The organism is Bacillus atrophaeus (genome assembly GCF_001584335.1).
Lineage (GTDB): Bacteria > Bacillota > Bacilli > Bacillales > Bacillaceae > Bacillus > Bacillus atrophaeus.
In genome coordinates, this window is sequence record NZ_LSBB01000020.1 from 779607 (window position 1) to 804679 (window position 25073).

At 44.1% G+C, this 25073-nt stretch carries 24 protein-coding genes and 1 pseudogene; all 25 read left to right on the top strand.

Annotated features, from left to right (window positions below; translation table 11 throughout):
- Positions 1 to 24 precede the first annotated feature (24 nt).
- A complete protein-coding gene (gene nusA / locus AXI57_RS17610; protein ID WP_003328901.1) occupies positions 25 to 1143 on the top strand; it encodes a transcription termination factor NusA in 1119 nt (372 codons plus the stop codon).
- A 13-nt stretch (positions 1144 to 1156) separates the two neighbouring features.
- The gene (gene rulR / locus AXI57_RS17615; RefSeq protein WP_003328900.1) at positions 1157 to 1432 is read left to right on the top strand and encodes a glucose-induced regulator RulR; all 276 of its coding nucleotides are present in this window, start codon (positions 1157 to 1159) and stop codon (positions 1430 to 1432) included.
- Between the two features lies 1 nt (position 1433).
- Positions 1434 to 1736 (top strand): YlxQ family RNA-binding protein, encoded by a 303-nt coding sequence (locus tag AXI57_RS17620; protein ID WP_003328899.1) that lies wholly within the window; start codon positions 1434 to 1436, stop codon positions 1734 to 1736.
- Positions 1737 to 1755: 19 nt separating this feature from the next.
- On the top strand, positions 1756 to 3909 hold the full coding sequence (gene infB, locus AXI57_RS17625) for a translation initiation factor IF-2 (protein ID WP_061670788.1): 2154 nt from the start codon (positions 1756 to 1758) through the stop codon (positions 3907 to 3909).
- Positions 3906 to 4184: a DUF503 domain-containing protein gene (locus tag AXI57_RS17630; protein WP_003328897.1), complete on the top strand. Its 279-nt coding sequence runs from the start codon at positions 3906 to 3908 to the stop codon at positions 4182 to 4184. The genes infB and AXI57_RS17630 overlap by 4 nt, the downstream gene beginning before the upstream one ends.
- Before the next feature lie 17 nt (positions 4185 to 4201).
- Positions 4202 to 4555, top strand: a complete 354-nt coding sequence (gene rbfA, locus AXI57_RS17635; RefSeq protein WP_003328895.1) for a 30S ribosome-binding factor RbfA — start codon at positions 4202 to 4204, stop codon at positions 4553 to 4555.
- An 89-nt stretch (positions 4556 to 4644) separates the two neighbouring features.
- Positions 4645 to 5574, top strand: a complete 930-nt coding sequence (gene truB / locus AXI57_RS17640; protein ID WP_061670789.1) for a tRNA pseudouridine(55) synthase TruB — start codon at positions 4645 to 4647, stop codon at positions 5572 to 5574.
- Between the two features lie 19 nt (positions 5575 to 5593).
- Positions 5594 to 6550, top strand: coding sequence for a bifunctional riboflavin kinase/FAD synthetase (gene ribF, locus AXI57_RS17645; protein WP_061670790.1), 957 nt, complete (start codon positions 5594 to 5596; stop codon positions 6548 to 6550).
- Between the two features lie 150 nt (positions 6551 to 6700).
- The gene (gene rpsO, locus AXI57_RS17650; RefSeq protein WP_003154182.1) at positions 6701 to 6970 is read left to right on the top strand and encodes a 30S ribosomal protein S15; all 270 of its coding nucleotides are present in this window, start codon (positions 6701 to 6703) and stop codon (positions 6968 to 6970) included.
- A gap of 172 nt (positions 6971 to 7142) precedes the next feature.
- Positions 7143 to 9260 carry a polyribonucleotide nucleotidyltransferase gene (pnp, locus tag AXI57_RS17655; protein WP_003328892.1) on the top strand — a complete coding sequence of 706 codons (2118 nt, stop codon included), beginning with the start codon at positions 7143 to 7145 and terminating at the stop codon, positions 9258 to 9260.
- A gap of 116 nt (positions 9261 to 9376) precedes the next feature.
- On the top strand, positions 9377 to 10336 hold the full coding sequence (locus tag AXI57_RS17660; protein WP_061670791.1) for a polysaccharide deacetylase family protein: 960 nt from the start codon (positions 9377 to 9379) through the stop codon (positions 10334 to 10336).
- Positions 10337 to 10379: 43 nt separating this feature from the next.
- Positions 10380 to 11612: a M16 family metallopeptidase gene (locus tag AXI57_RS17665; protein ID WP_061670792.1), complete on the top strand. Its 1233-nt coding sequence runs from the start codon at positions 10380 to 10382 to the stop codon at positions 11610 to 11612.
- 82 nt (positions 11613 to 11694) lie between these two features.
- Positions 11695 to 11952, top strand: a complete 258-nt coding sequence (locus AXI57_RS17670; RefSeq protein ID WP_003328889.1) for a YlmC/YmxH family sporulation protein — start codon at positions 11695 to 11697, stop codon at positions 11950 to 11952.
- 156 nt (positions 11953 to 12108) lie between these two features.
- Positions 12109 to 13002 carry a dipicolinic acid synthetase subunit A gene (dpaA, locus tag AXI57_RS17675; RefSeq protein WP_061670793.1) on the top strand — a complete coding sequence of 298 codons (894 nt, stop codon included), beginning with the start codon at positions 12109 to 12111 and terminating at the stop codon, positions 13000 to 13002.
- Between the two features lie 2 nt (positions 13003 to 13004).
- On the top strand, positions 13005 to 13604 hold the full coding sequence (gene dpaB / locus AXI57_RS17680) for a dipicolinate synthase subunit B (protein ID WP_061670794.1): 600 nt from the start codon (positions 13005 to 13007) through the stop codon (positions 13602 to 13604).
- A gap of 125 nt (positions 13605 to 13729) precedes the next feature.
- A complete protein-coding gene (gene asd, locus AXI57_RS17685; RefSeq protein WP_061670795.1) occupies positions 13730 to 14770 on the top strand; it encodes an aspartate-semialdehyde dehydrogenase in 1041 nt (346 codons plus the stop codon).
- Positions 14771 to 14865: 95 nt separating this feature from the next.
- A complete protein-coding gene (gene dapG / locus AXI57_RS17690) occupies positions 14866 to 16080 on the top strand; it encodes an aspartate kinase (RefSeq protein WP_061670796.1) in 1215 nt (404 codons plus the stop codon).
- Positions 16081 to 16110: 30 nt separating this feature from the next.
- Positions 16111 to 16980 (top strand): 4-hydroxy-tetrahydrodipicolinate synthase, encoded by an 870-nt coding sequence (dapA, locus tag AXI57_RS17695; protein ID WP_003328884.1) that lies wholly within the window; start codon positions 16111 to 16113, stop codon positions 16978 to 16980.
- A gap of 177 nt (positions 16981 to 17157) precedes the next feature.
- Positions 17158 to 18825 carry a ribonuclease J2 gene (gene rnjB, locus AXI57_RS17700; RefSeq protein ID WP_003328883.1) on the top strand — a complete coding sequence of 556 codons (1668 nt, stop codon included), beginning with the start codon at positions 17158 to 17160 and terminating at the stop codon, positions 18823 to 18825.
- A 144-nt stretch (positions 18826 to 18969) separates the two neighbouring features.
- Positions 18970 to 19707 carry a ClpP family protease gene (locus AXI57_RS17705; protein ID WP_010788642.1) on the top strand — a complete coding sequence of 246 codons (738 nt, stop codon included), beginning with the start codon at positions 18970 to 18972 and terminating at the stop codon, positions 19705 to 19707.
- Entirely contained in the window at positions 19704 to 19937 is a 234-nt protein-coding gene (locus AXI57_RS17710; RefSeq protein WP_003328881.1) for a YlzJ-like family protein, read from the top strand. Before AXI57_RS17705 ends, AXI57_RS17710 begins: the two co-directional genes overlap by 4 nt.
- A gap of 111 nt (positions 19938 to 20048) precedes the next feature.
- The gene (locus tag AXI57_RS17715; protein WP_061670797.1) at positions 20049 to 22409 is read left to right on the top strand and encodes an FtsK/SpoIIIE family DNA translocase; all 2361 of its coding nucleotides are present in this window, start codon (positions 20049 to 20051) and stop codon (positions 22407 to 22409) included.
- A 132-nt stretch (positions 22410 to 22541) separates the two neighbouring features.
- Positions 22542 to 23267: a GntR family transcriptional regulator gene (locus tag AXI57_RS17720; RefSeq protein ID WP_010788644.1), complete on the top strand. Its 726-nt coding sequence runs from the start codon at positions 22542 to 22544 to the stop codon at positions 23265 to 23267.
- A 149-nt stretch (positions 23268 to 23416) separates the two neighbouring features.
- Positions 23417 to 24628 (top strand): bacillibactin exporter BcbE, encoded by a 1212-nt coding sequence (locus AXI57_RS17725; protein WP_034718333.1) that lies wholly within the window; start codon positions 23417 to 23419, stop codon positions 24626 to 24628.
- A gap of 96 nt (positions 24629 to 24724) precedes the next feature.
- Positions 24725 to 24949: pseudogene (locus AXI57_RS21070) on the top strand (MMPL family transporter); the annotation flags it as partial.
- Between the last annotated feature and the right edge of the window lie 124 nt (positions 24950 to 25073).

A 25073-nucleotide genomic window follows, 5' to 3' on the forward strand; every position in this document is an offset into this window, starting at 1 on the left:
GTTTTAAGGGGGGAGACCGTTAACATGAGCAGTGAATTATTAGATGCCCTCACCATTCTTGAAAAAGAAAAAGGCATCAGTAAAGACATTATCATTGAAGCAATTGAAGCTGCGTTAATTTCTGCTTATAAGCGGAATTTTAACCAGGCGCAAAACGTACGGGTGGACTTGAACCGTGAAACTGGAACCATCCGTGTATTTGCAAGAAAAGACGTCGTCGACGAAGTGTACGATCCAAGATTGGAAATCTCGATTGACGATGCGCACGCGATTGACCCGAACTATGTTGTCGGCGATGTCGTTGAGATTGAAGTAACGCCTAAAGACTTTGGCCGAATCGCTGCTCAAACGGCGAAACAAGTCGTGACACAGCGTGTTCGCGAAGCTGAGCGCGGCGTGATTTATACTGAATTTATCGACCGTGAAGAAGACATTATGACAGGGATCGTACAGCGCCTTGACAACAAGTTTATTTACGTATCTTTAGGCAAGATTGAAGCACTTCTGCCGGTTAATGAGCAAATGCCGAATGAAAGCTACAAACCGCATGACCGCATTAAGGTATTCATCACAAAAGTAGAAAAAACGACGAAAGGGCCGCAAATTTATGTGTCAAGAACACATCCTGGGCTTTTGAAGCGTCTTTTTGAAATTGAAGTGCCTGAGATTTATGATGGTACTGTCGAACTGAAATCTGTTGCCAGAGAAGCCGGCGACCGTTCGAAAATTTCCGTGCGCACAGATGATCCTGATGTCGATCCGGTCGGTTCTTGCGTCGGGCCTAAAGGCCAGCGCGTCCAGGCGATTGTCAACGAGCTAAAAGGCGAAAAAATTGACATTGTCAACTGGTCAAATGATCCTGTAGAATTTGTGGCGAACGCGCTCAGCCCGTCAAAAGTGCTGGATGTAATCGTTAATGAAGAGGAAAAAGCGACTACTGTCATTGTTCCTGATTATCAGCTTTCACTGGCGATCGGCAAAAGAGGGCAGAACGCCCGCTTAGCTGCTAAACTGACAAGCTGGAAGATTGATATTAAAAGCGAAACAGACGCAAGAGAGCTTGGGATTTATCCAAGAGAACTTGAAGAAGACTTAGACGAACCGCTCTTTACGGAGCCAGAATCTGCAGAATCGGATGAATAAGAGGTGACTTTAGGTGAATAACCGCAAAAAGATCCCGTTGCGTAAATGTGTAGTGACTGGTGAAATGAAGCCTAAAAAGGAACTGATCCGAGTCGTACGTTCGAAAGAAGGGGAGATCGCAGTAGATCCGACCGGAAAAAAGAACGGGCGGGGTGCTTATTTAACTTTGGAAAAAGAATGCATCTTAGCTGCAAAAAAGAAAAACACTCTGCAAAACCAATTTCAATCACAAATCGATGACCAGATTTTCGAAGAATTGCTGGAACTGGCGGAAAAGGTGAAAAAATAACATGTCTGGAATGGAATGGTTTCCCTTGCTGGGTCTGGCCAATCGAGCTCGTAAGGTCGTGTCAGGCGAGGACTTGGTTATTAAAGAAATCAGGAATGCGCGTGCAAAGCTTGTCCTGCTGACAGAGGATGCATCTTTTAACACAGCAAAAAAAGTATCCGACAAGTGCAATTATTATAAAGTCCCTTATAAAAAAGTAGCGGATCGCGCGGTTCTAGGACGCTCTATCGGTAAAGAATCCCGTGTCGTTGTCGCCGTCACTGACCAAGGTTTTGCGAATAAGCTGATCAGCTTGCTCGATTAATATTTTTGGGGGTGAACGAATGGCTAAAATGAGAGTATATGAATATGCAAAAGCCATAAATGTTTCAAGTAAGGAAATTTTAACCGCGCTTAAAAACATGAACATGGAAGTCAATAATCACATGGCGATGATTGAAGAAAATGCCATTAAACAGCTTGATGCTAAATTTAAAAAAGGCGGCGCTCCCGCTAAATCTCAAAAGCCTGCGGAAACGAACAAAGAGAAACAGCCGCAAGGAGGAAACCAGCAGCAATCTGCTGGGAATCAGCCAAACAAAATTCGAGACGGAAAGAAGAATGACGTGCAGAATAATCAATTTAACAAAAACAAGAAGAACAACAACAAAAAAAATAAACGCAATAACAACAACAAAAATCAAAATCATAACCAGCAAAAACCGATGAAGCCGAAAAAAGAGCTTCCTGAGAAAATTACATTCTCAGGCACTTTAACAGTCGGTGCTTTGGCGGAAGAGCTTGGCAAAGAACCGTCTGAACTCATCAAAAAGCTGATGCTGCTTGGTGTTATGGCTACCATTAACCAAGAGCTTGATAAAGACACCATTGAACTGATTGCCTCAGAATACGGTGTGGAAACTGAAGAAGTCATCGTGCTTGAAGAAACAGAACTTGAAAAGTACGAAGAGGCCGATAAAGAAGAAGATCTTCAAATCCGCCCTCCTGTTGTAACAATCATGGGTCACGTTGACCACGGGAAAACAACGCTTCTTGACAGCATCCGTAAAACAAAGGTTGTTGAAGGGGAAGCAGGCGGTATCACACAGCATATCGGCGCTTATCAAATCGAGGAAAACGGCAAAAAAATTACGTTCTTGGATACACCAGGTCACGCCGCGTTTACGACAATGCGTGCCCGCGGAGCGGAAGTAACCGATATTACGATTTTAGTCGTTGCAGCGGATGACGGCGTTATGCCTCAAACGGTTGAAGCGATTAACCATGCGAAAGCGGCTGAGGTTCCGATTATCGTCGCGGTGAATAAAATTGATAAAGAAAGTGCCAATCCTGACCGTGTGATGCAGGAGCTTACAGAATACGGACTTGTTCCTGAAGCATGGGGCGGAGAAACGATTTTCGTACCTCTTTCTGCACTTTCGGGAAAAGGCATTGATGAATTGGTTGAAATGATTTTGCTTGTCAGTGAAGTAGAAGAACTGAAAGCAAACCCGAACCGCCAGGCGAAAGGAACTGTTATTGAAGCAGAGCTTGATAAAGGCAGAGGTTCTGTTGCCACATTGCTGGTTCAGACAGGAACTCTTCATGTCGGCGATCCGATTGTTGTCGGCAACACGTTTGGCCGCGTGCGTGCGATGGTGAATGATCTGGGAAGACGTGTGAAAACGGCAGGTCCGTCAACACCTGTAGAAATCACAGGCCTAAACGAAGTGCCGCACGCCGGAGATCAATTCCTTGTCTTTAAAGACGAAAAAACAGCCCGCTCTGTTGGTGAAGCACGTGCGTCTAAACAGGTTGAAGAACAGCGCAGCGACAAAGCTAAGCTAAGTCTTGATGATCTGTTTGAGCAAATCAAACAAGGTGATGTGAAAGATATCAACTTGATTGTAAAAGCTGACGTTCAAGGTTCTGCTGAAGCATTAACAGCCGCTCTTCAAAAAATTGAAGTAGAAGGCGTTAAGGTGAAAATCATTCATACCGGAGTCGGCGCAATTACAGAATCCGATATTATTTTAGCTTCCGCTTCTAATGCAATAGTTATTGGGTTTAATGTGAGACCTGACGGAAATGCTAAGAGTACGGCTGAAGCTGAAAACGTTGATATTCGTCTTCACCGTATTATTTACAAAGTCATCGACGAGATTGAAGCGGCGATGAAAGGCATGTTAGATCCTGAATACGAAGAAAAAGTAATCGGTCAGGTTGAAGTCCGTCAAACCTTTAAAGTGTCTAAGATCGGTACGATTGCAGGCGGTTACGTGACTGAAGGAACCATTACCCGTGACAGCGGCCTTCGTTTAATCCGTGACGGCATTGTTATCTTTGAAGGTGAAGTAGATGTACTAAAACGCTTTAAAGACGATGTGAAAGAAGTTTCACAAGGATACGAATGTGGTATTACTATTAAGAAATACAATGACATTCGCGAAGGTGACATTATGGAAGCTTATGTCATGCAGGAAATTGAAAGAAAGTGATCGGATTTGCGGAATGTGAATGCATTATTTATGATGCAGGATCACTAAAAGAAAAGCGCGCTGTTCTAAAGCGGATTATCACTAGGGTCCGGAATAAGTTCAATGTATCTGTTTCAGAGATTGACTATCAGGACACCTGGCAAAGAACCAGCTTTGGGATCGCCGCTGTTTCTTCCTCTCGCGTTCAGGCAGAAAAGGAATTGCAGCGCGTACTCGCGTTTATTGATTCCTTTCCTGAAATTGAACGGACGATCACTAGAACAGAGTGGTTTTAACTTTTGAGGTGATTGAATTGAGTATGAGAGCAAACCGTGTCGGTGAGCAGATGAAAAAAGAGCTTGGTGACATTATCAGCCGGAAACTGAAAGATCCGAGAATCGGTTTTCTGACGGTAACGGACGTGCGTGTCACAGGTGATTTGCAAATCGCAAAGGTGTATATCTCCGTTTTGGGAGATGAGAAAAAGCGTGAAGAAGCGCTGAAAGGGCTGGAAAAAGCAAAAGGCTTTATCCGTTCTGAAATCGGCAGCCGAATCAGACTTCGAAAAACGCCTGAGATTGAGTTCGAGTTCGATGAATCGATTGATTACGGCAATCGCATCGAAACTTTAATTCATCAATTGCATTCAGATAAAGACTCTGAATAAACAATAGGAAGAGGATAGGCGGATGCCCCGTCTGTCCTCTTTTCTGCGTCTGAAGTCAGACGAGAAATGAAAAGAAGGAGCGGAGGCATATGGTCAACGGAGTTCTGCTTTTACATAAGCCTGTCGGAATGACGTCTCACGATTGTGTGATGAAAATCCGCAAGCTGTTAAGAACAAAAAAGGTCGGACATACGGGAACACTAGATCCGGAAGTATCAGGCGTGCTTCCTATCTGTGTCGGACGAGCCACTAAAATTGTCGAATATTTAACGGAAAAATCAAAGACATACGATGCGGAAGTTACTCTCGGCGTCTCCACAACAACAGAGGATCAAACAGGAGAAACAGTGGCGGCTAAAGCGGTGGACAAAAGCATAACTGAAGCTGAGGTTGCGCGGGTGTTAGACAGCTTAAAGGGCCGGCAAGAGCAAGTCCCTCCTATGTATTCTGCAGTAAAAATAAATGGCAAAAAATTATACGAGTACGCAAGAGCCGGAATCGAAGTGGAAAGGCCGAAGCGAAGCATCACGATTGAAAATATCGCGCTTACATCAGCTGTTAAGCATGAAGGAGAAACAGCGCGCTTCCGATTCACCGTCACATGCTCAAAAGGGACGTATGTCCGCACATTGGCGGTAGCGATAGGTGAAAAGCTTGGTTTCCCGGCTCATATGTCCCACCTGATCCGCACGGCATCCGGAGCTTTTTCGCTTGATGAGTGCTTTACATTTGAAGAGCTAGAAGCACAAGCGGAAGCCGGCACCATAGACGAGCACAAGGTTCCGATTGAACGGGCGCTTAATCATTTGCCGAAATGGGTCATAAGTGATACATTAGCTAAGAAAGTAGAAAATGGGGCTTTACTTGATATACCAGAGCAATTTTCTCAATTGACCTGTGAGGACCGAATAGCTGTCTTTACTGAATCCGGGAATTGTTTGGCCATTTATTTTCCCCATCCTACAAAACAAGGGCTGTTAAAGCCGGCAAAAGTATTAGTGCAAAAAAGCGAACAATAAGAAAAAAGGTGACCGTTCTGTGAAGACGATACATATTACTCATCCCCACAATTTAAAAAAGGAAGAGCAGGCAAAGTCTGTAATGGCATTAGGCTATTTCGACGGCGTGCATCTCGGGCATCAAAAGGTGATAGGTACAGCAAAGGCTATAGCCGATGAAAAAGGTCTTGCATTAGCTGTCATGACATTTCACCCACACCCTTCCCACGTATTGGGCAGGGAGAGGGAGCCAAAGGATCTGATTACGCCTTTGGAAGATAAAATCAGCCAGATTGAACAATTAGGCACTGATGTTTTGTATGTCGTCAAGTTTAACGAAGCCTTTGCGTCTCTGACTCCTGAACAATTTGCGGACCAATACATTGTAGGTCTTAATGTGCAGCATGCGGTAGCGGGTTTTGACTTTACCTACGGAAAATACGGTAAAGGCACGATGGCGAGCATGCCGCTTGATCTGAACGGTCAGGCTGACTGTACGACGGTGGAAAAATTAACGGAGCAGGATAAAAAAATAAGCTCCAGCTTCATCCGGACTGCTCTTCAAAATGGAGACGTCGAACTAGCGGGCGTGCTGCTCGGACAGCCTTATTTTATTAAAGGCATCATTATTCACGGTGACAAAAGAGGCCGGACCATCGGCTTTCCGACAGCAAATGTCGGGCTGAACAACACCTATATTGTTCCGCCTACAGGGGTATACGCCGTTCAGGCTGAAATAAACGGAAATGTATATCAGGGCGTCTGCAATATCGGGTATAAACCGACATTTTATGAAAAGCGCCCGGAACAGCCCTCCATCGAAGTTCATTTATTTGATTTTGATCAAAAGGTGTACGGCGAGTCCATCAAAATCAAATGGTATAAGCGAATCAGAAGCGAACGCAAGTTCAGCGGCATAGCAGAATTAACGGAGCAAATTGAAAAAGATAAGCAAGAAGCAATCCGTTTTTTCAGCAAATGCGGAAATAAAATGTAAAACGCGCAAATTTTTATTCTAAAAAATTTGCATCTGAGCGTAATTTTTAGTATGATATGTTTCGTAGTCTTATAACCATTGCTTGGCAATCCGAAGTCACCGACGGTTGCTAGGTAACTGGGGCTAAAAATGATTTGGAGGTGAAACAGGATGGCAATTACTCAAGAACGTAAAAATCAACTCATCAGCGAGTTTAAAACGCACGAATCTGATACTGGATCTCCAGAAGTTCAGATCGCTATCCTAACTGATTCAATTAACAACTTGAACGAGCATTTGCGTACTCACAAGAAAGACCACCACTCACGTCGCGGTCTTCTTAAAATGGTAGGTAAGCGTCGTAATCTTCTTACGTATCTACGTAATAAAGACGTAACTCGTTACCGTGAGTTAATTAACAAACTAGGCTTACGTCGATAATCGTAAAAAGCGGGAGGATTCCCGCTTTTTTATCGTATAAAAGCGAAAAATTCTTTATAAAAATCATTGAAATCCTTTTACATACTACTTTGACATTGATATGTTCAATTCATTTCGTTCATAATAGGAGTAATTGATTATTTCACACACAAAGAGAGGAGTTCGTAATCGAATGGGACAAGAGAAACATGTCTTTACCATAGATTGGGCCGGCAGAAAACTGACTGTCGAAACCGGCCAGCTTGCAAAACAGGCAAACGGAGCTGTCATGATCCGCTACGGCGATACCGCAGTTCTCAGCTCAGCAACCGCTTCTAAAGAACCGAAACCGCTTGATTTTTTCCCGCTTACAGTGAACTACGAAGAAAGATTATATGCTGTAGGTAAAATTCCGGGCGGATTTATTAAAAGAGAAGGACGTCCAAGCGAAAAAGCGATTTTGGCAAGCCGCTTGATTGATCGTCCGATCCGACCTCTGTTTGCTGATGGATTCCGTAACGAAGTTCAGGTCATCAGCATTGTCATGAGCGTTGATCAAGACTGTTCATCAGAAATGGCGGCTATGTTTGGTTCATCCCTTGCGCTTTGTGTATCGGATATCCCGTTTGAAGGGCCGATTGCGGGTGTAACAGTAGGACGCGTCGATAATCAGTTTATCATTAATCCGACTGTTGATCAGCTTGAAAAAAGTGACATTCATCTTGTAGTAGCCGGAACAAAGGACGCCATCAACATGGTGGAAGCGGGAGCGGATGAAGTTCCTGAAGAAACAATGCTTGAAGCGATCATGTTCGGCCATGAGGAAATCAAACGCTTAATTGCTTTCCAAGAAGAGATTGTTGCAGCTGTCGGCAAAGAAAAATCAGAAATTAAGCTTTATGAAATTGATGCGGAGCTAAGTGATAAGGTCAAAGCTTTAGCGGAAGAAGATCTTCTAAAAGCAATCCAGGTTCACGAAAAACATGCCCGTGAAGATGCCATTAACGAAGTGAAAAATACAGTCGTGGCAAAATTTGAAGAAGAAGAGCACGATGACGATATCATCAAGCAGGTTAAGCAGACATTGTCTAAGCTTGTGAAAAATGAAGTGCGCCGCCTGATCACAGAAGAAAAAGTGCGTCCGGACGGCCGCGGAGTGGATCAAATCCGCCCGTTATCTTCAGAAGTCGGCATTCTGTCCAGAACGCATGGCTCCGGCTTGTTTACAAGAGGGCAGACGCAGGCTCTCAGCATTTGTACGTTAGGAGCACTTGGAGACGTTCAAATTCTTGACGGCTTAGGCGTTGAAGAATCAAAACGCTTCATGCACCACTACAACTTCCCGCAATTCAGTGTAGGAGAAACAGGGCCTATGCGCGGTCCGGGCCGACGCGAAATCGGACACGGAGCTCTTGGAGAGCGCGCGCTTGAGCCGGTTATCCCTTCTGAAAAGGATTTCCCGTATACGATCCGCCTTGTATCAGAAGTGCTTGAATCAAACGGTTCTACTTCTCAGGCAAGTATTTGCGCAAGCACGCTTGCAATGATGGATGCCGGGGTTCCGATCAAAGCGCCTGTTGCAGGAATCGCTATGGGTCTGGTCAAATCAGGCGAGTATTACACTGTGCTGACTGATATTCAAGGCATGGAAGACGCGCTTGGAGACATGGACTTCAAGGTGGCGGGAACAGCAAAAGGTGTTACCGCATTGCAAATGGATATTAAAATTGACGGCCTTTCCAGAGAGATTCTCGAAGAAGCGCTTCAGCAAGCGAAAAAGGGAAGAATGGAAATTCTCAGCAGCATGCTGAACACATTGGGTGAAGCAAGAAAAGAACTTTCCCAATATGCGCCTAAGATCCTTACAATGGCAATCAATCCTGATAAAATCCGTGACGTCATTGGACCGAGCGGAAAACAAATCAATAAAATCATCGAAGATACCGGTGTGAAAATTGATATTGAACAAGACGGCACAATCTTTATTTCTTCAACAGATGAAAGCAACAACCAAAAAGCTAAAAAAATCATCGAAGACCTTGTCAGAGAGGTTGAAGTCGGCCAGCTTTACTTAGGTAAAGTAAAACGAATTGAAAAATTCGGGGCTTTCGTAGAAATCTTCAGCGGAAAAGACGGTTTGGTGCACATTTCAGAGCTTGCGCTTGAACGTGTAGGCAAAGTTGAAGATGTCGTGAAAATCGGCGACGAGCTCCTTGTGAAAGTCACTGAAATCGATAAACAAGGACGAGTGAATTTGTCCCGCAAAGCAGTGCTTCGCGAGGAAAAAGAAAAAGAAGAACAGAAATCTTAAATGAAAACATAAAAAGGAGCCTGGGAGACCCGGCTTCTTTATTTTGAAGCTGAAAAAAAGCTGCGGGTTCTACCTTGTCCTTCTCCCACATAATGTGAGGTGAGGGGGGATAGAACATGTACAAAAAGTTCGTGCCGTTTGCTGTTTTTCTATTTCTTTTTTTTGTTTCATTTCATATGATGGAAAATCCGTACACACTTGATTATATAGGAGCCATGAAAAAGGACGCAGTAACCGTCACAGCTTCTAAGGACCCATTATATGAAGAATTGCTGCAAAAAGCGCCGCAATATGAAGTGAAAGCCCAGAACGCCAGAATCGATCAGATATGGAAAAGTATACCGGGGTATAATGGCTTGAAGGTTGATATAAAAAAATCATATGAACAAATGAAAAAGAATGGAGAATTTCAGGAAAATGACCTTGTGTATGAGCAGGTAAAGCCTAAAATTCATCTTAATTCTCTGCGGCCAGAGCCGATTTATAAAGGTCATCCAGATAAACCGATGGTGGCATTTCTCATAAATGTAGCGTGGGGAAATGAATATCTGGAGAAAATGCTTCCGGTTCTTCAGCAGCATCATGTGAAGGCTACGTTCTTTTTAGAAGGCAATTGGGTAAAAAATAATCCTGAGCTTGCCAAAAAAATAGCGAATGAAGGACACGAAATCGGAAATCATTCATACAATCATCCGGATATGAGCAAACTGACTACAGGAAGAATATCTGAGCAGCTCGACAAGACGAATGAGCAGATTGAAAAAACGCTCGACATCAAGCCGAAATGGTTTGCCCCGCCAAGCGGAAGCTTCAGAAAAGCAGTTGTAGACATTGCATCAGAAAAAGGAATGGGAACAGTGATGTGGACGGTGGATACCATCGACTGGCAAAAACCGGCGCCGTCAGTTTTACAGACAAGAGTCATCAGCAAGATACATAATGGAGCCATGATATTAATGCATCCGACAGACCCGACGTCGCAAAGCCTTGAAGCATTGATCACAAAGATCAAAGAGAAGGGCTATTCGCTCGGAACAGTCACTGAACTAATGGACGAAACGAGGCTGGTGAAGTAACAGCGTCTCAGATAAGTTTGTCTTGGAATAGGAGGAACAAAATTTGATTAAACGTTATACGTGTCAAAATGGTGTAAGAGTAGTGCTTGAAAATAACCCGACAGTGCGCTCGGTTGCGCTCGGTGTATGGATCGGAACGGGGTCGAGGCATGAAACGCCGGAGATTAACGGGATATCCCACTTTTTAGAGCACATGTTCTTTAAAGGAACGAGCACGAGGTCTGCACGTGATATAGCTGAATCCTTTGATCGCATCGGCGGTCAGGTCAATGCATTTACATCAAAGGAATATACATGCTATTACGCGAAAGTCCTTGATGAGCATGCGAATTATGCTTTGGACGTCTTAGCTGATATGTTCTTCCATTCCTCATTTGATGAAAATGAGCTGAAAAAAGAAAAAAACGTTGTGTATGAAGAAATTAAAATGTATGAAGATGCGCCCGACGACATCGTTCATGATCTGTTAAGCAAAGCAACCTATGGAAACCATTCTTTAGGGTACCCGATTCTTGGGACGGAAGAAACGCTTGACTCGTTCAACGGAGACTCACTCAGACAATACATGGATGACTTTTATACGCCTGACCGCGTGGTGATTTCAATCGCCGGAAACGTGACAGACAGCTTCATTAAGGACGTGGAAAAGTGGTTCGGGACTTATGAGGCTAAAGGTGCCGCATCCGGCATGAAACAGCCTGAGTTCTATTACGAAAAGCTTACGAGAAAAAAAGAAACAGAACAGGCTCATCTCTGTCTCGGTTTTAACGGGCTTGAAGTCGGACATCCGGATATTTATAACCTGATCGTGCTGAACAATGTGCTCGGAGGCAGCATGAGCAGCCGTCTCTTTCAGGATGTACGGGAGGATAAAGGGCTCGCTTATTCAGTATTCAGCTATCACAGTTCTTATGAAGACAGCGGAATGCTGACGATCTATGGCGGGACAGGCGCAAAACAGCTGCAGCTGCTCTCAGAAACCATCCAAGAAACACTTGGAACGCTAAAACGTGATGGTATTACACCGAAGGAACTGGAAAACAGCAAAGAGCAAATGAAGGGAAATCTCATGCTCAGCTTGGAAAGCACAAACAGCAAAATGAGCCGGAACGGGAAAAACGAACTTCTGCTCGGCAAACATAAAACGTTAGATGAAATCATTAATGAATTGAATGAAGTCAATTTAGAAAGCGTCAACGGCCTTGCTCGAAGGATTTTTACTGATGACTATGCGTTAGCGCTCATCAGCCCTTCCGGTGACATGCCAACATCATAATCCGCGTTGAAGACCTGCCTCTAATAGGAGGCAGGTCTTTTTTATATCTTTTACACATACATAGTACAAGGGGGTGACAGTGATGCGGCTAAGTGAACTTTCCGGAAAGGAAATCGTTGACATCAAAAGAGCTGAACGTCTCGGAGTGCTAGGGCAGACCGATTTAGAGATCAATGAACAGGACGGACAAATTACAGCGCTCCTTATTCCGACAGTCAAGTGGTTTGGCCTAAGAAAACATGGAAATGATATTCGTGTCCCCTGGAACCACATCCAAAAAATCGGGGCAGATATGATCATTTTAGATGTCCCTGAGGAAATGTCTCCGCCCCAAGAGTAGCATCGGCTTCCAAGCCGGTGTTTTTTTATTTTCAAAATCAGTTTTTATATTAAAAAAGCTTATCTTTTAATTCACCGCTATTTCCTTTTGATCATAAGATGGAGGGGAGCTTAACAACAAGAGACCCAGTATATATAAAGAAGGTGAACGTTTAGTATGTTAACCGGATTGACGATTGCGATTATTGGCGGTGACGCAAGACAGCTTGAAATTATAAGAAAGCTGACAGAACAGCAAGCCAACATATATCTCGTCGGATTTGACCAGTTAGATCATGGTTTTACGGGAGCCGTAAAATGTAAAATTGATGAAATTGCATTTCAGCAAATAGACAGCATCATCCTGCCCGTTTCTGCTACAACAGGGGAAGGGGTGGTGGCAACGGTATTTTCAAATGAAGAAGTGGTATTAAAGCAGGAGCATTTAGAGCAAACACCGGCACACTGTGTCATTTATTCAGGTATCTCCAACACCTATTTAGAAAAAATTGCAACAGAAGCGAACCGTAAGCTTGTCAAGCTGTTTGAGCGGGATGACATCGCAATATTCAACTCTATTCCAACAGTTGAAGGCACCATCATGATGGCCATTCAGCACACTGATTACACAATACACGGTTCAAGGGTTGCCGTTCTAGGACTTGGCCGCACCGGTACGACGATCGCCCGAACGTTTGCGGCGCTTGGAGCTAAAGTGAAAGTGGGAGCAAGAAGCTCGGCGCATCTGGCCCGCATCTCAGAAATGGGGCTGGTTCCTTTTCAAATAGATGAGCTGACAGAGAATGTGAAAGATATCGACATCTGCATTAATACTGTGCCGAGTATGGTTCTTAATCAGGCTGTGCTCTCCCGTATGACACCAAAAACATTGATTCTTGATTTAGCGTCGCGTCCTGGCGGAACAGATTTTAAATATGCCGAAAAACAGGGGATTAAAGCATTGCTTGCTCCCGGGCTTCCCGGAATCGTGGCGCCCAAAACAGCCGGACAGATCCTCGCAAATGTCCTGAGTAAGCTTCTATCAGAATTACAAGTGGGGGAGGAGAAATAGCCATGTCTCTTAAAGGGAAACGGATCGGTTTTGGATTAACTGGGTCTCATTGCACATATGAAGCGGTATTTCCGCAAATTGAGGCGCTTGTCAAGGAAGGCGCTGAAGTCCGGCCGGTCGTTACTTTTACAGTGAAATCGACGGATACCCGATTTGGCGAAGGCGCTGAGTGGATCAAAAAGATTGAAGAGCTGACAGGATATGAGGCGATTGATTCAATCGTAAAAGCAGAACCACTCGGACCGAAGCTGCCGCTTGACTGCATGATCATTGCCCCTTTAACGGGAAATTCAATGAGCAAACTGGCAAACGCAATGACCGACAGTCCCGTTTTAATGGCGGCCAAAGCAACGATCAGAAACAACAGGCCGGTGGTTCTGGGCATCTCAACAAATGATGCTCTGGGACTGAACGGCACAAATTTAATGAGACTGATGTCCACTAAAAATATCTTCTTTATCCCCTTTGGCCAAGATGATCCTTACAAAAAACCGAATTCAATGGTCGCTAAAATGGAGCTGCTTCCGCAAACAGTTGAAAAGGCTCTTTCGCATCAGCAGCTTCAGCCAATTCTTGTCGAGAATTATCAGGGAAATGACTAAATTTACAGAAAATCTTACCGAAACTAAAAAATTAGGTCCTCCCGTGACTATTCTATGGTAAAATAAAACGTAAAATGCAAAGTCAAATCAATAGTTGATGCTGATTGGCGGAAGGAGTTTTACAGATGGGAAGAGGATTGCACGTAGCTGTTGTCGGAGCGACCGGAGCCGTAGGACAACAAATGCTGAAAACATTAGAAGACAGAAACTTTGAAATGGACACACTTACACTATTATCCTCAAAACGCTCTGCGGGTACAAAAGTAACGTTTAAAGGCGAAGAATATACCGTACAGGAAGCGGTTCCAGAGAGCTTTGAAGGAGTCAATATCGCTTTGTTCAGCGCCGGCGGCAGTGTATCACTGGCATTGGCGCCAGAAGCTGTAAAACGCGGCGCGATTGTGATTGATAACACGAGTGCGTTCCGTATGGATGAAAATACACCGCTTGTCGTGCCGGAAGTAAACGAGGCGGACTTGCATGAACACAATGGAATTATTGCCAACCCTAACTGTTCGACTATCCAAATGGTGGCTGCCTTAGAACCGATCCGCAAAGCATACGGGCTAAATAAAGTCATTGTGTCAACCTATCAGGCGGTTTCAGGAGCAGGCAATGAAGCGGCGAAAGAATTATACAGCCAAACACAGGCGATTTTGAACAAAGAAGAGATTGAACCTGCAGTCATGCCTGTCAAAGGCGATCAAAAACATTACCAAATCGCATTTAATGCTATTCCTCAAATAGATAAATTCCAGGATAACGGGTATACATTTGAGGAAATGAAAATGATAAATGAAACAAAAAAAATCATGCACATGCCAAAGCTTGAAGTGGCGGCTACCTGCGTGAGGCTTCCGATAGAAACCGGCCATTCCGAATCAGTTTATATTGAAGTGGATCGTGACGATGCAACGGTTGAAGAGATTAAAAATCTTCTAAAAGAAGCACCGGGAATTACCCTTCAAGATGATCCTAATGAACAGCTTTATCCGATGCCTGCTGAGGCCGTGGGCAAACGTGATGTGTTCGTCGGGCGCATCCGTAAAGATTTGGACAGAGCAAACGGTTTTCATTTGTGGGTTGTTTCTGATAACCTATTAAAAGGTGCCGCATGGAATTCTGTTCAAATTGCGGAAAGCCTTAAAAAACTAAACCTTGTATAAATATAAGAAAGTATTACCTAAAGACGAATAGAAGAGAGTAAGGCACTAACAGCCTGCTCTCTTCTGTTACGTCCGAATAATTTGGAGTGAAAATAGTGAAAATCATTGTTCAAAAGTTCGGCGGAACATCTGTAAAGGATGACAAAGGCCGTAAATTAGCTTTAGGGCATATAAAACAAGCAATCAGTGAAGGATATAAAGTCGTCGTTGTCGTGTCCGCGATGGGCAGAAAAGGAGATCCGTATGCAACGGACTCTTTACTCGGTCTTCTTTACGGAGACCAGTCAGCGATTTCTCCAAGAGAGCAGGATTTATTGCTGTCTTGCGGAGAAACGATTTCTTCGGTCGTTTTTACCAGCATGCTGCTTGAAAACGGTGTAAAAGCTGCTGCGTTAACAGGTGCTCAGGCGGGTTTCTTAACGAATGGCCAGCACACCGATGCGAAAATTCTTGAAATGAAACCAGAGCGGTTATTCAGCGTACTTGCAAATCATGAGGCAGTGGTTGTCGCTGGTTTCCAAGGAGCTACGGAAAAAGGAGATACCACCACGATCGGCAGAGGAGGCAGCGATACGTCGGCGGCCGCACTCGGTGCCGCGGCAGATGCGGAATACATTGATATCTTTACAGATGTCGAAGGCGTGATGACGGCTGATCCGAGAATTGTGGAGAATGCGAAGCCGCTTCCGGTTATAACGTATACCGAAATCTGCAATCTCGCATACCAAGGCGCTAAAGTTATTCATCCGAGGGCTGTCGAAATTGCGATGCAGGCCAAAGTTCCGATGCGGGTCCGTTCCACATATTCTAAAGATAAGGGGACGCTGGTCACATCCCATCACTCTGCCAATATCGGAAGTGACAGGTTTGAGCGTCTGATTACGGGCATCGCCCATGTCAAAGATGTGACACAGTTTAAAGTGCCGGCCAAGGCGGGCCAATATAATGTCCAGACCGAAGTATTTAAAGCCATGGCTAACGCGGGCATCAGTGTAGACTTCTTTAACATTACGCCTAGTGAGATCGTGTATACGGTGTCTGGAAACAAGACCGAGACGGCGCGCGGCATTCTGCAGGAATTGGGCTATGAACCGACGGTTACCCGGAACTGTGCGAAGGTGTCAGCCGTCGGAGCGGGCATTATGGGTGTTCCGGGCGTCACGTCAAAAATTGTTTCAGCCCTTTCTGACAAAGGAATTCCTATCCTGCAATCGGCTGACAGTCACACCACGATATGGGTGCTTGTCCACGAAAAGGATATGGTGACTGCTGTAAACGCACTGCATGAAGTGTTTGAACTTTCCAAGTAAATGTGATTGAATCATGATGAGGTGAAAAAAATGAATTTCGGAAACATTGCTACAGCTATGATTACACCCTTTGACAATAAAGGGAATGTGGACTTCCAAAAGCTGTCTACACTAATTGATTATCTATTGAAAAATGGCACAGATTCATTGGTGGTAGCGGGTACGACAGGAGAGTCGCCTACACTATCAACAGAAGAAAAAATTGCGCTTTTTGAATATACGGTAAAAGAAGTTAACGGCCGGGTTCCTGTTATTGCGGGGACGGGAAGCAACAACACGAAAGACTCCATTAAACTGACGAAAAAAGCAGAGGAAACGGGCGTTGATGCCATAATGCTCGTTGCTCCTTATTATAATAAACCTTCCCAAGAAGGCATGTATGAGCATTTTAAAGCCATTGCTGAAGAAACATCTCTTCCGGTCATGCTGTACAATGTGCCGGGCCGGACAGTTGCTTCAATTTCTCCTGAAACAACAATTCGTTTAGCGGAAATTCCGAATGTTGTCGCCATTAAAGAAGCGAGCGGAGATCTTGACGCGATTACGAAAATCGTTGCGGAAACACCTGAAGATTTCTTCGTTTATTCAGGTGACGACGGCTTGACTCTTCCGGTTCTGTCAGTCGGCGGAAGAGGGATCGTTTCAGTAGCCAGCCATATTATCGGCTCTGATATGCAGCAGATGATCAAAAATTATACAAACGGGCAAACAGCAAACGCGGCGCTTATACACCAGAAATTGCTGCCGATCATGAAAGAGCTGTTTAAAGCGCCTAATCCGGCTCCTGTCAAAACCGCTCTTCAGCTAAAGGGCCTTGATGTCGGGTCTGTGCGTCTTCCTCTTATCCCGCTGAATGAAGATGAGCGCCTCAGCTTAAGCAGCGCCATCAGCGAACTGTAAGAAAAATTTCATACAGTGAACTTATGCGGTCATTCTCATAATTACTTGAGTTTGACCGTTTCTTATACATATTGGTTTTCCCTAAACCTTCTGCTTCATCTTGTTTTCTAAATTTAAATTCAGGTATAATAGGAACAAGTGATGATGGACGGGTATGAGACTAGGAGGATATAGATTTTGAAAAAGAAAAATACAGAAAACGTTAGAATTATCGCCCTTGGAGGCGTCGGAGAAATTGGGAAGAACCTTTATGTCATTGAAATAGACTCAGACATATTTGTCGTAGATGCGGGACTTATGCATCCTGAAAATGAAATGCTCGGGATCGATGTCGTGATTCCTGACATTTCTTATTTGATCGAGCGCGCAGACCGCGTTAAGGCTATCTTTTTAACTCACGGCCATGATGAGAACATCGGAGGCGTCTTTTATTTACTAAACAAGTTATCGGTTCCTGTTTACGGAACGAAACTGACACTTGCACTGCTGCGTGAAAAATTAAAGCAGTACGGACACAACCGCAAGTCGGATTTAAGAGAAATTCACTCAAAATCTGTCATTACATTTGAATCAACAAAAGTTTCGTTCTTTAAAACAAATCACAGCATTCCTGATTCTGTCGGAGTCAGCTTAAAAACATCACTTGGATCTATTGTATGCACCGGCGACTTTAAATTTGACCAAACACCCGCACTTAATCAATCTTGTGACATCGGCGAAATTGCCAAAATCGGAAACAACGGCGTGCTAGCTTTGCTTTCTGACAGCGCAAATGCTGAACGCCCCGGTTATACACCATCCGAGGCTTCTGTCAGCGGAGAGATTTCCGATGCAATGTATAATTCGGAAAACCGCGTCATTATCGCCGTATTCGCATCCAATATCAACCGAATCCAGCAGGTGATTCAAGCCGCAGCGCAAAATGGCAGAAAGCTTGCCGTAGCCGGAAAAAATCTTCAATCTGTTCTTCAACTGGCCAGAAAACTCGGTTATGTTGAAGCAGATGATGAACTATTTATTCCTGTGCAGGATGTAAAAAAATATTCAAAGCGCGAAGTGGCGATTGTAACAGCAGGCAGCCACGGTGAACCGCTAGCCGCCCTTACAAGAATGGCAAAGCAGGCGCACAAGCAGCTGAATATTGAAGAGGGAGACACAGTTGTTATAGCCTCTACTCCGATTCCGGGGCACGAGTTAATTTATTCAAAAACCGTTGACCTTCTTGCCAGATCAGGAGCACAGGTTATCTTTGCCCAAAAGCGCGTGCATGTATCAGGACACGGGTCACAGGAAGAATTAAAGCTTATGATCAACCTGTTAAAGCCGAAGTATTTAATTCCTGTAAACGGTGAATTCAGAATGCAAAAGGCACATTCTAAAATCGCGGAAGAAATCGGTATGAAGCGAAGTGATATTTTCTTGATTGAAAAAGGAGATGTCGTTGAGTTCCGCGGTCAAAATGTTAAAATAGGGGACAAGGTTCCTTACGGGAATATTTTAATCGACGGGCTTGGTGTCGGTGATATCGGCAACATCGTCTTAAGAGACCGCCGCTTGCTTTCTCAAGACGGAATCTTAATTGTGGTGATTACGCTGGATAAACAAAAGAAACATCTTGTATCCGGTCCGGAAATCATCACAAGAGGTTTTGTCTATGTAAGAGAGTCTGAAGGGCTGATTATACAGGCGACTGAACTTGTGCGCTCAATTGTAACAGAGGCGACTGAAACATCCGTCGTTGAATGGTCGACGCTTAAGCAAGCCATGCGTGACGCATTGAATCAATTCCTTTATGAAAAAACAAAACGCAAACCGATGATTATTCCTATTATTATGGAAGTGTAAGATCATACGATAAAAGGCTGGAGCTCTCCAAAAGAGCTTCAGCCTTTTCTTTATGTGAAGGCGTTTTTTCATCAGAAAAGCCGGGATTGAAATAAGACTCTTTGTTCATAATACAAAGAGAAACTCGGAAAGGGTGAAAGCGAAATGGACGAACGTATGGAAAAAAATGAAGAACAGCAGCCCGAAAAAACAGACGGGAAAGACAGTATCATGAGTAAGATTCAGCAGCTGGGGGAAACCGCTCTCCCTCAGATGCCGCAAGATACAAATATTCATTGTCTGACGATTATCGGACAAATAGAAGGCCACGTTCAGCTGCCTCCGCAAAACAAAACAACAAAATACGAGCATGTCATCCCGCAAATCGTTGCAATCGAGCAAAACCCAAAGATAGAAGGATTGCTGATTATCTTAAATACAGTCGGCGGTGATGTGGAAGCGGGGCTTGCGATAGCTGAAATGCTGGCATCCTTGTCAAAACCGACTGTTTCCATCGTACTTGGCGGCGGCCATTCCATCGGTGTGCCGATTGCAGTTTCATGCGATTACAGTTATATTGCGGAAACAGCGACGATGACGATCCATCCGGTGCGGTTGACGGGGCTTGTAATCGGCGTGCCGCAAACCTTTGAATATTTGGATAAGATGCAGGATAGAGTTGTCAAATTTGTCACGAGCCATTCCAATGTGACAGAAGAGAAGTTTAAAGAGCTAATGTTCTCAAAAGGTAATCTGACAAGGGATATCGGAACCAATGTGGTCGGAAAAGACGCAGCAGATTACGGATTGATTGATGATGTCGGCGGAGTCGGCCAAGCCATCAGGAAACTAAACCAGCTCATTGAAGAAGCGAAAGGCGAGGAAGGAAGGATTATTCAATGATTCTTTACACAGTCATGCCGCAGGAAATTGTCTATGCGGACCAAAACCAGCAAGCAGGGGCCCATGAACAGGTCGAATATGCAGGCGTGCCGATCCTTGTTGAGATGAAAGGCCAGGAAGCGGAAGTCGTACAAATTTTAAGCACAAACCCGATGCATTTTTTAAATCAGGATATTGCCCCGGGCCAAAAGCTTAAGTTGAACTTAAACGGCAATCCTCCCGTTTCTTAAGGGCAAAATATGCTATAATAGGGGAATCCTACAGAAAAGACGCAGCCAGCAAAAGGCTGCTTTCTTCATTATGTATGGTCTTACATTTTTTAACGCAGTAAGGTGATGAGTGTGGCAAAGAAAAAACGAAAATCGAGAAAAAAACAGGCAAAGCAGCTCAATCTAAAATACGAACTCAACGGCTTACTATGTATAGCGATTTCCATCATCGCCATTTTACAGCTTGGCGTTGTCGGTCAGACATTTATCTATCTATTTCGCTTTTTTGCAGGCGAATGGTTTATATTATGCTTGCTGGCCTTATTTACGTTAGGAGTCTCATTATTTTGGAAGAAAAAAACGCCGAGCCTTTTAACACGCAGAAAAGCCGGATTATACTGCATTATTGCGAGTATTTTGCTGCTTTCCCACGTGCAGCTGTTTAAAAACCTCTCTCACAAGGGGTCTATCCAATCAGCAAGCGTCATTCGGAATACATGGGAATTATTTTTAATGGACATGAACGGAAACTCAGCCTCCCCGGATTTAGGCGGGGGAATGATAGGCGCACTGCTGTTTGCGGCATCGCACTTTTTGTTTGCTTCAACAGGCTCGCAGATCATGGCGATCGTGATCATTTTGATGGGAATGATTTTGATTACAGGACGCTCGCTGCAAGAAACACTGAAAAAGTGGATGGGCCCAATCGGGCGATTTATCAGAGAACAGTGGGCAGCGTTTATTGACGATATGAAATCAGTGAAAACGAATATGAAATCATCAAAGGCAAAAACAAAATCGGGCAAAAAGCAAAAGCCGGTCCAAAAGAAACGCTGGGAAGAGCCTGAGATTGACGAAGAGGAAGACGATGAAGTGATATCGCCGCTCATACACTCCGAGCCAATTATCTCAAGTTTTTCTGATCGCGATGAAGACGCCAATCCTTCCTTGATGCAGAAGAAACAAAGTGAAACGGTTCAGGAGCCGGCTGAAGAGCAAACCGGAACGGAAGCCGGCGAAACGGTATCTGCTCCGCCGATGACGTTTACAGAGCTTGAAAATAAAGACTACCAAATGCCGTCACTAGATTTATTGGCTGATCCGATGCATACCGGCCAGCAGACGGACAAGAAAAACATTTACGAAAATGCGAGAAAACTGGAGCGCACGTTCCAAAGCTTCGGCGTCAAAGCGAAAGTAACGCAGGTGCATCTCGGACCTGCCGTGACAAAATATGAAGTGTACCCTGATGTGGGCGTTAAGGTAAGTAAAATTGTTAATCTCAGTGATGATTTAGCACTGGCGCTCGCCGCGAAAGATATTCGGATCGAAGCGCCGATTCCGGGCAAATCAGCAATTGGAATTGAAGTTCCTAACGCGGAAGTCGCCATGGTTTCGTTAAAAGAAGTGCTTGAATCCAAACTGAATGACCGACCAGATGCCAAGCTGTTGATAGGATTAGGCCGCAACATTTCAGGTGAAGCTGTGCTTGCGGAACTGAACAAAATGCCCCATTTGCTTGTAGCGGGAGCAACCGGAAGCGGTAAAAGTGTTTGTGTAAACGGAATTATCACAAGCATCCTTATGAGGGCAAAGCCGCATGAAGTGAAGATGATGATGATTGATCCGAAGATGGTCGAACTGAATGTATATAACGGCATTCCTCATTTGCTCGCGCCGGTCGTGACTGATCCGAAAAAAGCGTCCCAAGCTTTAAAAAAAGTTGTGAACGAAATGGAACGGCGGTATGAGCTCTTTTCTCATACAGGCACAAGGAATATTGAAGGTTATAACGATCATATTAAACGATCCAACGCAGAAGAAGAGGTTAAACAGCCGGAATTGCCTTATATCGTGGTCATTGTGGACGAGCTTGCAGACTTAATGATGGTTGCTTCTTCTGACGTTGAGGATTCGATTACGAGACTGTCACAAATGGCGCGGGCTGCAGGGATTCACTTGATTATCGCCACCCAGCGCCCGTCCGTAGATGTCATCACAGGTGTTATTAAAGCGAATATTCCGTCGCGTATTGCTTTCAGCGTGTCCTCTCAAACAGATTCAAGGACAATTCTTGACATGGGAGGAGCGGAAAAATTGCTGGGGCGCGGAGACATGCTGTTTTTGCCTGTCGGCGCCAATAAACCTGTCCGGGTGCAGGGAGCGTTTTTATCAGATGATGAAGTAGAACATATTGTCGATCACGTCATCACTCAACAAAAAGCCCAATATCAAGAAGAAATGATTCCTGAGGAAACAACGGAAACACATAGTGAAGTATCAGATGATTTGTATGATGAAGCCGTTGAATTAATTGTCGGTATGCAGACTGCTTCTGTGTCAATGCTGCAAAGACGGTTCAGAATCGGATATACGAGAGCGGCAAGGCTGATTGACGCAATGGAAGACCGCGGCGTAGTCGGACCTTATGAAGGCAGTAAGCCGAGGGAAGTTCTTTTGTCAAAAGAAAAACATGACGAGCTCTCTTCTTAACGGGAGAGGCTCTGGTTTTTAGTATTGTTATTATGTAAACTAATTGCAAATGTTTATTTTTTCGGCAAAACATGATATAGTTGTCCCAATTGTTCAATAATTTTAGCGAAAGTGGTTTAACGGAGGGGAAACATGTCTACAAAAGCTGACAATCGGCACTTATATTTAAGAGTGATTGAGCGAATAAAAGAAGATATTAGAAATGGAATTTATACCGAAAAAGAAAAGCTCCCTTCTGAATTCGAGCTTTCAAAGATCCTGGGTGTCAGCCGGGCAACTCTGCGTGAAGCTTTACGCATATTAGAAGAAGAACATGTGATTATCAGAAGACACGGGGTAGGGACTTTTGTTCATACCAAGCCGCTCTTTCTTACGGGAATAGAACAGCTGAACAGTGTAACCAAAATGATTAAACAGGCTAATATGATTCCGGGCACGATTTTTCTCTCTTCCCAGGTGATTATGCCTTCTGAAGAAGATATAAATCGGTTTCGACTTGAACATGACCAAGAACTTTTTTACCTCGAAAGAGTCAGAACTGCAAGCGGTCAGCCTATCGTCTACTGCTTGGATAAAATACCTATGGACATTTTGCCGGATTCCTTTTCACATCAGCAAGAATCTTTGTTTGATTTACTTGAAAAGCATACAGGCTCCGTTATCAGCTACGCGGCGACCGATATTGAGCCGATCGGCTATCACGATACCATATCACCTGTGCTGGAATGTGAACCGGAAACGGCACTCCTCTTATTAAAGCAAACGCACTATGATCAAAATGACAAACCGGTGCTGCATTCATTAAATTACTTCAGAGCGGATAAGTTCAGCTTTCATGTGTTAAGAAAACGATTTTAAAAACAGACGCCTTACTAAAAAAGCGTCTGTTTTTTTATTCTCGTTACCCAGTTTTCTGTGTACATACTTTCACCGTCATTAAGGCAACATATAAAGGATGACAAGAAAGATTGATGAATGGGTGAAAAACGTTGAAAGAAAAAAATGGAATGAAGAACATCATTGCTTTATCGTCCGTGCCGCTGGTCATGACGCTTGGGAACTCAATGCTGATTCCAGTGCTTCCCATGATTGAGAAAAAACTGTCTATCACGTCTTTTCAAGTGTCACTGATTATCACTGTTTATTCAATAGTAGCCATTATTTGTATCCCGTTTGCAGGATATTTGTCAGATCGGTTTGGCAGGAAGAAAGTTTTGCTGCCGTGCCTGCTCATAGCGGGAGCGGGAGGGGCGGTAGCAGCCTTTGCCTCTACAAGCTTTAAGGACCCTTATCTCATGATATTAGCGGGCCGTGTGCTCCAAGGAATAGGGTCGGCCGGCGCTGCTCCTGTAGTCATGCCGTTTATCGGAGATTTATTTAAGGGCGATGATGAAAAGGTCAGCGCCGGTCTCGGGGACATTGAAACATCAAACACGGCGGGCAAGGTGCTGAGTCCGATCCTTGGGGCTTTACTGGCGTCATGGTATTGGTTTATGCCGTTTTGGTTCATTCCGTTTTTTTGTTTAATCAGCTTTTTTCTTGTGTTGTTTCTGGTTGATAAACCAAAAGACGATGAAGAAGATGCACCTACAATTTCTGAATTTGTAAAAAACGTAAAAAAAATCTTTAAAGAAGACGGACGCTGGCTTTATACAGTTTTTGTGATTGGCTGTGTCATTATGTTTTTATTGTTTGGTGTTCTTTTTTACCTATCTGAAACACTCGAAAGCAAATATTCGATTGACGGCGTGATGAAAGGTTTATTATTGGCTATACCACTTTTATTTCTTTCTCTTAGTTCCTTTGTTGCAGGTAAAAAAATAGGCAAACACCAAAATAGAATGAAATTTTGTGTGGTGGCAGGCATGGGCTTGATGACCCTTTCGTTTATCGGCTTGTGGTGGAACCACAGTTTTTATTTACTGTTTATTTTTCTGAGCGTAGGGGGAATTGGAACGGGAATGTCGCTTCCTGCCCTTGATGCACTGATTACAGAAGGCATAGAGAACGAAGAGTGCGGGACAATCAGCTCATTTTACAATAGTATGCGTTTTATCGGCGTGGCGCTTGGACCGCCTATATTCGCTGCTCTCATGTCAAACGCAGCCTGGCTCATCTTTATTCTATCTGCTTTCTTCAGCCTTGTTTCCCTGTTTCTTGTGGTGTTTAATATTGATTCGAAAGAAAGCGAAGAGGAAGATTCTCTGCGGACGGTGTAACACACCGCCGCTTTTTTTGCATGCTGATTTTTAAATATTTACACTTTTTTATTGATAGTTATGCTGTTTAATAGTCCGGTGTTATTCAGATGTGTTATGAAAAATATAGGCTCTGTGATTATGTCAGCAGCCATTATATGAGCGGGAACTTTTGCTGTAATGCTTTCATCAGGTGTGCTTTCGTTCTTGCCAGATCGCAACACTTGTATTAACAGGCCTTCTTCTGTACGCGCTCGTTGTCCTTTCGCTCTGTTTGTGCCGGTTATGATACGGATTTTCGGCAGGGCGGACCGGCGGCCGTTTGCACACAAAATAAGATGACAATCAGCCTCTGCTGTCGCAGGCAGAGGTTATTGTTTCCTTATAAATCCTACAGTTGATATAATTACAATCAAACAGCGTTTCTGAGGATGCTGAAATTTGGTCATAATACATAATAATAAGA

Coding starts and splice junctions, on each gene's coding strand:
- nusA (WP_003328901.1), top strand. CDS start 25: ATGAGCAGTGAATTATTAGATGCCCTCACCATTCTTGAAAAAGAAAAA.
- AXI57_RS17620 (WP_003328899.1), top strand. CDS start 1,434: ATGTCTGGAATGGAATGGTTTCCCTTGCTGGGTCTGGCCAATCGAGCT.
- infB (WP_061670788.1), top strand. CDS start 1,756: ATGGCTAAAATGAGAGTATATGAATATGCAAAAGCCATAAATGTTTCA.
- truB (WP_061670789.1), top strand. CDS start 4,645: ATGGTCAACGGAGTTCTGCTTTTACATAAGCCTGTCGGAATGACGTCT.
- rpsO (WP_003154182.1), top strand. CDS start 6,701: ATGGCAATTACTCAAGAACGTAAAAATCAACTCATCAGCGAGTTTAAA.
- pnp (WP_003328892.1), top strand. CDS start 7,143: ATGGGACAAGAGAAACATGTCTTTACCATAGATTGGGCCGGCAGAAAA.
- AXI57_RS17660 (WP_061670791.1), top strand. CDS start 9,377: ATGTACAAAAAGTTCGTGCCGTTTGCTGTTTTTCTATTTCTTTTTTTT.
- AXI57_RS17670 (WP_003328889.1), top strand. CDS start 11,695: ATGCGGCTAAGTGAACTTTCCGGAAAGGAAATCGTTGACATCAAAAGA.
- dpaA (WP_061670793.1), top strand. CDS start 12,109: ATGTTAACCGGATTGACGATTGCGATTATTGGCGGTGACGCAAGACAG.
- dpaB (WP_061670794.1), top strand. CDS start 13,005: ATGTCTCTTAAAGGGAAACGGATCGGTTTTGGATTAACTGGGTCTCAT.
- asd (WP_061670795.1), top strand. CDS start 13,730: ATGGGAAGAGGATTGCACGTAGCTGTTGTCGGAGCGACCGGAGCCGTA.
- dapA (WP_003328884.1), top strand. CDS start 16,111: ATGAATTTCGGAAACATTGCTACAGCTATGATTACACCCTTTGACAAT.
- AXI57_RS17705 (WP_010788642.1), top strand. CDS start 18,970: ATGGACGAACGTATGGAAAAAAATGAAGAACAGCAGCCCGAAAAAACA.
- AXI57_RS17710 (WP_003328881.1), top strand. CDS start 19,704: ATGATTCTTTACACAGTCATGCCGCAGGAAATTGTCTATGCGGACCAA.
- AXI57_RS17720 (WP_010788644.1), top strand. CDS start 22,542: ATGTCTACAAAAGCTGACAATCGGCACTTATATTTAAGAGTGATTGAG.
- AXI57_RS17725 (WP_034718333.1), top strand. CDS start 23,417: ATGAAGAACATCATTGCTTTATCGTCCGTGCCGCTGGTCATGACGCTT.